The sequence below is a fragment of the Pirellulales bacterium genome (assembly GCA_036490175.1).
Taxonomy (GTDB): domain Bacteria; phylum Planctomycetota; class Planctomycetia; order Pirellulales; family JACPPG01; genus JACPPG01.
In genome coordinates this window covers 63,175-70,413 of sequence record DASXEJ010000019.1, presented here as the reverse complement: position 1 = coordinate 70,413, position 7,239 = coordinate 63,175, and the positions used below count along the sequence as shown (strand labels likewise).

Below are 7,239 nucleotides of genomic sequence, written 5' to 3'. Positions count from 1 at the left end.
GATGATTGAATAGTTGAAGCTGTCTGGAATGCGTTTTTCTGCCAGTCGCCGTGCACGCTGAATGTCCAACTCCTGGCGCGCCAAATAGCCCGAATACTTGATATCGCATGTCACTTGATAAGCCACATCGGCCGGCACAGTGGCCAGCTCGGGCAATCGCTGGATGACGTCTGACCAGCTTCCTTCGGTACGCCGCAGGACCTTGGAAAGCGGCTCCTGTGCGCCGTGCGTCGTTTCCATTAGCGCGGCGACCCGTTCGACCTCGTCACGTTTTTGTGCGAACCGTTCCCAACGTGCCGGCTCGACCAGCCCAAGCTGATGTCCCAACGGCGTAAGCCGGCGGTCGGCGTTGTCGTGTCGCAACAGCAATCGATATTCGGCCCGGCTGGTGAACATGCGGTATGGTTCGTCGACGCCGCGAGTGACCAGGTCGTCGATCAGCACGCCGACATAAGCTTGCTCGCGTCCCAGCACCAGCGGTGCGGCACTCGACAAGGCCAGTGCGGCGTTGGCTCCGGCGATCAATCCCTGGCCGGCGGCTTCTTCATAGCCGGTCGTGCCGTTGATCTGCCCGGCGAAGTACAGGCCCGCCACCTGTTTTGTCTCGAGCGTAGGCTGCAACTGCTCGGGCGGACAATAGTCATACTCCACGGCGTAGCCATAGCGCATTATCTCGGCCCGTTCCAAGCCCGGGATATAGCGGAACATCTCGTCCTGCACGTCGCGCGGCAGGCTGGTCGAGACGCCGTTGACGTACACTTCGCGTGTGTTGCGTCCCTCGGGTTCTAGAAACAACTGATGCTGCGACTTGTCCGCAAAGCGAACGACCTTGTCCTCGATCGACGGGCAATAGCGTGGACCGCTCGAACGGATCTGGCCCGTGTACATCGGGGCCCGTTCGAGATTCGCGCGAATCAGATCGTGTACCCGCTCATTCGTATAGGTGATCCAGCACGGCAACTGTTCTTGAGGCAGCGCATCGGTGAGAAACGAGAACGGCTGCGGATCATCGTCGCCGGGCTGCAACTCAGTGCGGTCGTAATCGATCGTGCGCCCATTCAGGCGTGGCGGCGTACCCGTTTTGAAGCGCGCGAGCTGAAATCCCATCCGCGCGAGCGCTCCGCTGATGCCGGCCGTGGTCCCTTCGCCTGCGCGGCCGCCGGGGCTTTTGGCCTCGCCCGTGTGCATCAAGGCTTGCAAGAACGTGCCGGTGGTCAGCACCACGGCCGGGGCCCGATAAACGGCGCCCCCGCGCACTGCCGCGCCGCTGATCCTCCAGCCCCCGTCGACTGGCTCAGCCAACAGGTCTTCGACGACCTCTTGCCGCAGAACCAGCCCGGGCTGGTCTTCGATCAGGCGCTTAATCTCTTGTTGATATGCTTTTTTGTCAGCCTGCGCGCGAGGGCTGTGCATGGCCGGGCCCTTGCGGCGATTGAGCATGCGAAATTGGATGCCTGTAGCATCGATCGCCTGGCCCATCAGCCCACCCAAGGCGTCGACCTCGCGGACGATCTGCCCCTTGGCTACACCGCCGATGGCCGGATTGCAGCTCATCTGGCCCACCGTGTCACAGTTCGTGGTCAGCAGTGCGGTGCGCGCCCCCAGCCGCGCGGCAGCGGCAGCGGCCTCGGTGCCGGCATGACCCGCGCCGATCACTAGGACGTCGAATTCATACTGGGAAGTGGGCATGCAGGCATGATAAGACGCGATGGCGCTACGGGACAAGCGGGAGGGGAGTCTGGTCCAGCCGGTTTACCACCCTTCTTTGCGGGCGTACTGGACGTAGTGGTGCATCGCCCACTTCCAAGGTGGATCCTTTGCAGGTCTACCCAGGTGAGTATAGATACGCGTTTTGGGATCATCCCTGGCGACGTCAGGATAGAAGCACTGAAGTTTTCACCAAGAGTACGGCATTCCATGATGCTCCCTAACGTAACGCTCGGCGCGACCGAGTGTCGATGGCACGTGAAAGACCATTTCATCAACGTGCGGATGCTTGCCGCTCCCCATCCACTCGCAATGGATGTTGACCCAAATTCCTTCCTTGCGCGCCATGTTCCCTCCGACAACAGCTACGCCAGTAAGCCCTTTGGGCCTCACTATTCTTACCCACACGGCTTCCCCAGGACCTCGCGCTTCTTCTTCACGAACTGCATGTGATGATCCAGATGGCCGGCGTAGGTTTTAACCAGGTAAGCGAGCGTGATTTCGCCTGTCTCACTGTGCAGGCCGGTGCGGGCGAAGGCGGCGTCGGGCTGCCGCCGGAGGATTTCGCCCGTCATGCGGCGATTCTTGGCGAAGATGTCGCACGCTACCGCGGCGTCGAGCTCGGCGTAGGGAAGGTTCTTGGCGAACAATGTCTCGTTGTAGCCGATGAGCGTCGGGTGATCCTCGGCAATGACCCGCTTCATTCGATCGGCGGCGATCAGGTCGCTGTCCATCATGTGCATCACGATCTGCTGAATGCTCCAGGTGCCAGGCACCGGAAACGCATTGAGCTCTGCTACGGTGAGTCCGCGAATCGCCTGCGGCAATACGTCCGCTCCCTGGATGTAATGCTCAATCAACTGTCGGTCCATTTGGTCGCTCCTGTGGTGGCCGCGGTTTCCTGGTGGGCGAACGAGATCCTGGCTGGTTGCACGGGCGGGCCGTCGGTCCGCGCGTCCTAGCATAACGCCGTCCGGTAACACTCCCAGCTTGCAATCGCGCGCAAAGTCTCTGGTCGAGAGGGATAACGCCCGACCGAGGTTCACGGCGACCGACCAAGGGCCGTATGCAGTGACGGCTTCAGAATACCGCCTAAGAGCGGCAGGTTTTTATTGACCCGGTCTGCCACGATCCTCTACAATCCGGATGTATCAAGCGCTGCTGATGGGTTTGGCCGTTTGCCGCCTCTACAAGCGCGCGTACGGCTGACCCGCCGTAATCCCGCCTGCCAGCGACTGCCGAGCCGACGACCGCACCCGGACAAGCCGACAGTCCCGACCCCGCAACCCATCCTGCCGCCAACGCGAGGGAACTCTGCGATGTTCAAATTCGACGCTGGAAAGACGCCGACCTACTGCGAGGGCATGAGTCGCCGCAGCTTTGTGCAAATCGGCGCCGCCGGTATGGCTGCCGTGGGCTTGCCGGCCATCCTGAAAGCCAAGGAAGAGTCGGCCCAGCGCGGAACGCCTCGCAAGGACACCTCGGTGATCCTGGTATGGCTCGATGGCGGGCCCGGCCACATGGACCTGTACGATCTGAAGCCCGAAGCCCCGGCCGAGTACCGTGGCCTGTGGTGGCCGATTCCGACCAATGTGCCGGGCATGGAGATTTCCGAACTGTTCCCGCTGCAAGCCAAGGTGGCCGACAAGTTTTCGATCATCCGTTCGCTGCACCACAACAATGGCGATCACTTCACCGGCGGCCACATCATGCTCACCGGCCGAGGGGGTGCGTCGGGGGCGGATCAACGGGGAAAGTGTCCATCTATCGGTTCGATCGCCGCCAAAGCACTCGGCCCGCGACGTCCAGGCATGCCGGCCTACGTCGCAGTACCCTATGCGGCCAGCATTGGACTGCGCCCCGGTTACTTCGGTGCAAACTACTTGGGCATCGAACACAACCCGTTCGAGACCGATGGCGACCCTAACAGCGAAAAGTTCCAGGTGCGGAACATGAACCTGCCGGATCAACTGTCGATCGATCGGCTAGGTAATCGCCAGACATTGTTCCAGGATTTCGATCGCTTACGGCGCGACATAGACGCTTCAGGCGCGCTGGCGTCGATGACTCGTTTCCAGCAAGACGCCTACCAATTAGTGTGCAGCGACGCGGCGCGAAAGGCGTTCGATATCAGCGGCGAAGATACCAAGCTGCGCGAACAATATGGTCGCAATAGCTGGGGTCAAAGCATGTTGCTGGCCCGGCGGCTGGTCGAGGCCGGCTGCACGTTCGTCACCGTACATCTAGGCGGCTGGGATCATCACTGGAATCTCAAGTCTGGCATGGATAGTTGCCTGCCTCGCGTCGACATGGGCATATCTTCTCTGTTGGAAGACCTCAGCAACCGCGGGCTGCTGGATAGCACCCTGGTCATGCTGTGCGGCGAATTCAGCCGCACGCCACGCATGAATAACGGGGGTAACGGCGGTCCGCCGCTGAGCATGGGGACGCCCGGCCGCGACCATTGGGGTAATGCGATGTTCTGCCTGATGGGCGGCGGTGGGATTCGTGGCGGTCAGATCGTTGGCTCGACGAATCGCCTCGGCGAAGCACCCAAGGACCGACCGCTAACGGCCGGCGACCTGCATGCGACCATCTATCACGTGCTAGGAATCGATCCGTCGATCAGCTTCTTGAACCACTCGGGCCGACCGGTGCCGGCCATCGACGGCGGTGAAGTGATCCACGAATTGCTCTAAAGGTGTCGTCAACACCAGCTCTTCCCCGGTGTAGACGCCGCGAGTGTTACCTCGATCGGCGGCAATAGGCACGTGCCGGACAGCATGGGGAAACCAGAAACCGTATCGCACTGATCGCCCTACGCGGACGAGCCGGCGAAGGGAGCCGCTTGTGCCGTCCGGGCGTCTTGGGGCGTGGCCGGCAGCCGGACAATCGCCACGGTGCCGACACCAGGCGTGCTCTGGATTTCGATCTTGCCGCCATGCGCATGCACGATCGATTGGCAGATGGCCAAGCCTAAGCCGGTGCCGCCGGGCTGCATTTCACGCTGGCGCGATTTATCGCCACGGTAAAAACGCTCGAAAACATGCGGCAGATCGGGCGGCGAAATTCCCATGCCCGAATCGCGCACCGAGAGGATCGCCTTCTGCTGATCACGATCGTGAATCATATCGACCGTAACCGTTCCGCCCGAAGGGGTGAACTTGACAGCATTATCGATCAGATTGTTGACCACCTGTTGCAGGCGCTGCGCGTCACCGCGCACGGGGAGCGTTTGGTAGGTGCCGATCGTAAGCTCCACGCCCCGTTCCTCGGCGGCGCCGCGAAACATGTCGACCGAGTGCCTCGTGAGCCCGTCGAGCGAAACCGCCTTGCTGTCGATTTGCATGGTGTCGGCGTCGCTCTCGGCCAATAGCAATAGCTGGTTGACCAGCGAGCCCAGGCTGCTGCACTCGTCGACGATGTCGGCCAGCCGATCCTTGTATTCGTCGATCGAGCGATCGCTGTTCAAGGTCACTTCCACCGAGCTCTGAATGGCAGCCAGCGGCGAGCGCAGTTCGTGCGCGGCGTTCGCCACAAACTCGCGATTGCGATCCAGGTAATCGGCGATCAAATCGAGAAAGCGATTGATCGTGGCCGACAGCTGATCCAGCTCGTCACCGGTGCCGCGGATCGGCAGTCGTTCTTCCATCCGTCGCGGCCGTAGTCGATCGGCCGTGTGAATGATCTGGGCGAGCGGGTGCGTGGCGCGGCCTGAGAGCCAAAAGCCCCCCAGCGGCGCCAACAGCACGATCAGCACGCTGACGATGCCCATGACCTGCGTGACCTTGGCAATATCCTCGTCAGCACTCGCCAACGACGAGCCTACGCGGACCGTGAAGGCCGGTAAGCCAGACTTGTGCAGATAGGTTTGCACCACCCGATAGCGCTGGCCAGCGATGGTCATGGTGCCGTCGACCAGGTCGGATTTGAACTTCTGCTCCGACGGGGTGTTCGGGCTCGACCACAGTACGCGGTCCTGCCGGTCGAGCAATTCGACGAACATGCCGCGTTCCACGTGAGCGGCCGCCTTGCGGCTCATCTCGGCCTTGATGGCCTCGAGACTGTCCATACTCTTGTAGAGGTCGGCAACGGCCAACTCGACCTCCAACGCGTCCTGCTGCAGCAACTGGTCGATTTCATGGCGCAAGGCGAAGCGCAGCGCCTCACGGACGCCGATCAGCGTCCCCACCACGGTGAGCAGCACGACGGCCGTGTTCCACACCGTCAGACGAAAGCGCAGGGAGCGAAAGACGTCTTTAAGCCGCCGGAATCGCATAGCCGCGGCCTCGCACGGTCTGAATCATGGATTCACCGAATTTGCGATCGAGCTTACCGCGCAGCCGGTTGATATGCACCTCGATCACGTTCGTGGTGCCTTCCCAGTCGGACTGCCACAGATGCTCGCAGAGCATTTTTCTCGTGACCACTTGCCCAGCGTATCGCATCAACAATTCGAGCAGGCTGAACTCGGTGGGAGTCAGGTCGACCTCGACGCCGCCGCGCGTGACGCGCCGGGTGGTCAGGTCCAGCGTGATGTCGCGCACCTGAATCACCGGTTTAGGTCGGGTTGTCGTGCGGCGACAGACGGCCTCGATCCGCGCCATCAGTTCCGTGAAAGCGAACGGCTTGACCAGATAATCGTCGGCCCCGGAATTCAGCCCTGCCACGCGATCGTCGACCGAACCCAGCGCGGTAAGCAGGATCACCGGTGATTGGATCCCCTGCGCGCGCAACTTCTTCAACACCTCGAGGCCCGGCAATCGCGGCAACATCAAGTCGAGGATGATGACGTCGTACTGCTGGCTGCTCGCCATTTCCAAGCCGCGAGGTCCGTCCTTGGCCCAGGCGCATTCACTGCCGGTTTCGACAAAACCCTGCCGCAGTGCCTTGCCGATGACGGGATCGTCTTCCACCACTAGAACGTTCAAGGTCCAATCCTCCTGGAGTGACCACGATACTCGATCGCCGCGCTCTTACGTTCTACGCAGCAAATTCCCATCCGGAAGGCTGTCGTTTCCGCCATTAAGAGCACCGTTCAAACTTACTGATCGCTGGCCGGGCGCCCTGCGCTCTTGATTCGTCTTGTGCAGGCGGCGCGGCCTTGCGCCGGTACGTACAGTTTACATCGTGGGCCTTGGCAGCGCGAATCGATCATGCCGATCGTGACTGTCGCGCCGAGGTCGCCTACCTGTCAAAAGAGCCGGCCCTGGACGTAGTGTCGAGTGGTTCCACGACAAATGCGCGGCCAATTTCGACTAGTTTACAGATTTGTAACCATATGCCAGTACCCAGGTTGGGACGAATGGCCCAATACACACCTTTGGCAGACAGCGATCACTGAGGGCCTGCGCCGCGAAGACTTGCCGTCTCTTGCCGGCGCATCCCTATCGGGCCCACACGCAGTCCGCAGGAAAGTTTGCAGTCGGCTGCCATATGATTGAAACAGGCGCAGCGCATTCCGCACGTCTCGGTCAGCGCCTGCCTTTGTTGAGCTTGTCTTTGTCGACGACAGTTGCCGTGTTTGTCACA

The 7,239-nt window shown here is 61.2% G+C and carries 6 protein-coding genes; 1 reads left to right on the top strand and 5 read right to left on the bottom strand.

Translation table 11 applies throughout. The features are described from left to right. The 3 genes from mnmG to VGG64_01900 form a co-directional block, all read right to left on the bottom strand. A partial coding sequence (gene mnmG, locus VGG64_01910; GenBank protein HEY1598328.1) for a tRNA uridine-5-carboxymethylaminomethyl(34) synthesis enzyme MnmG occupies nt 1–1,689 on the bottom strand: 1,689 nt, incomplete at its 3' end. A gap of 207 nt (nt 1,690–1,896) precedes the next feature. Next, the gene (locus tag VGG64_01905) at nt 1,897–2,055 is read right to left on the bottom strand and encodes a hypothetical protein (protein HEY1598327.1); all 159 of its coding nucleotides are present in this window, start codon (nt 2,053–2,055) and stop codon (nt 1,897–1,899) included. 50 nt (nt 2,056–2,105) lie between these two features. Further along, nucleotides 2,106–2,579: a DinB family protein gene (locus VGG64_01900; protein ID HEY1598326.1), complete on the bottom strand. Its 474-nt coding sequence runs from the start codon at nt 2,577–2,579 to the stop codon at nt 2,106–2,108. A 447-nt stretch (nt 2,580–3,026) separates the two neighbouring features. Here VGG64_01900 and VGG64_01895 point away from each other — a divergent pair, with 447 nt between their 5' ends. Continuing rightward, nucleotides 3,027–4,406, top strand: a complete 1,380-nt coding sequence (locus VGG64_01895) for a DUF1501 domain-containing protein (GenBank protein HEY1598325.1) — start codon at nt 3,027–3,029, stop codon at nt 4,404–4,406. 119 nt (nt 4,407–4,525) lie between these two features. Here the strand turns inward: VGG64_01895 and VGG64_01890 are convergent, their stop codons facing one another. Next, nucleotides 4,526–5,986, bottom strand: coding sequence for an ATP-binding protein (locus VGG64_01890; protein HEY1598324.1), 1,461 nt, complete (start codon nt 5,984–5,986; stop codon nt 4,526–4,528). Next, the gene (locus tag VGG64_01885) at nt 5,967–6,638 is read right to left on the bottom strand and encodes a response regulator transcription factor (protein ID HEY1598323.1); all 672 of its coding nucleotides are present in this window, start codon (nt 6,636–6,638) and stop codon (nt 5,967–5,969) included. Before VGG64_01885 ends, VGG64_01890 begins: the two co-directional genes overlap by 20 nt. Between the last annotated feature and the right edge of the window lie 601 nt (nt 6,639–7,239).

Coding starts and splice junctions, on each gene's coding strand:
- VGG64_01895 (HEY1598325.1), top strand. CDS start 3,027: ATGTTCAAATTCGACGCTGGAAAGACGCCGACCTACTGCGAGGGCATG.
- VGG64_01890 (HEY1598324.1), bottom strand. CDS start 5,986: ATGCGATTCCGGCGGCTTAAAGACGTCTTTCGCTCCCTGCGCTTTCGT.
- VGG64_01900 (HEY1598326.1), bottom strand. CDS start 2,579: ATGGACCGACAGTTGATTGAGCATTACATCCAGGGAGCGGACGTATTG.
- VGG64_01905 (HEY1598327.1), bottom strand. CDS start 2,055: ATGGCGCGCAAGGAAGGAATTTGGGTCAACATCCATTGCGAGTGGATG.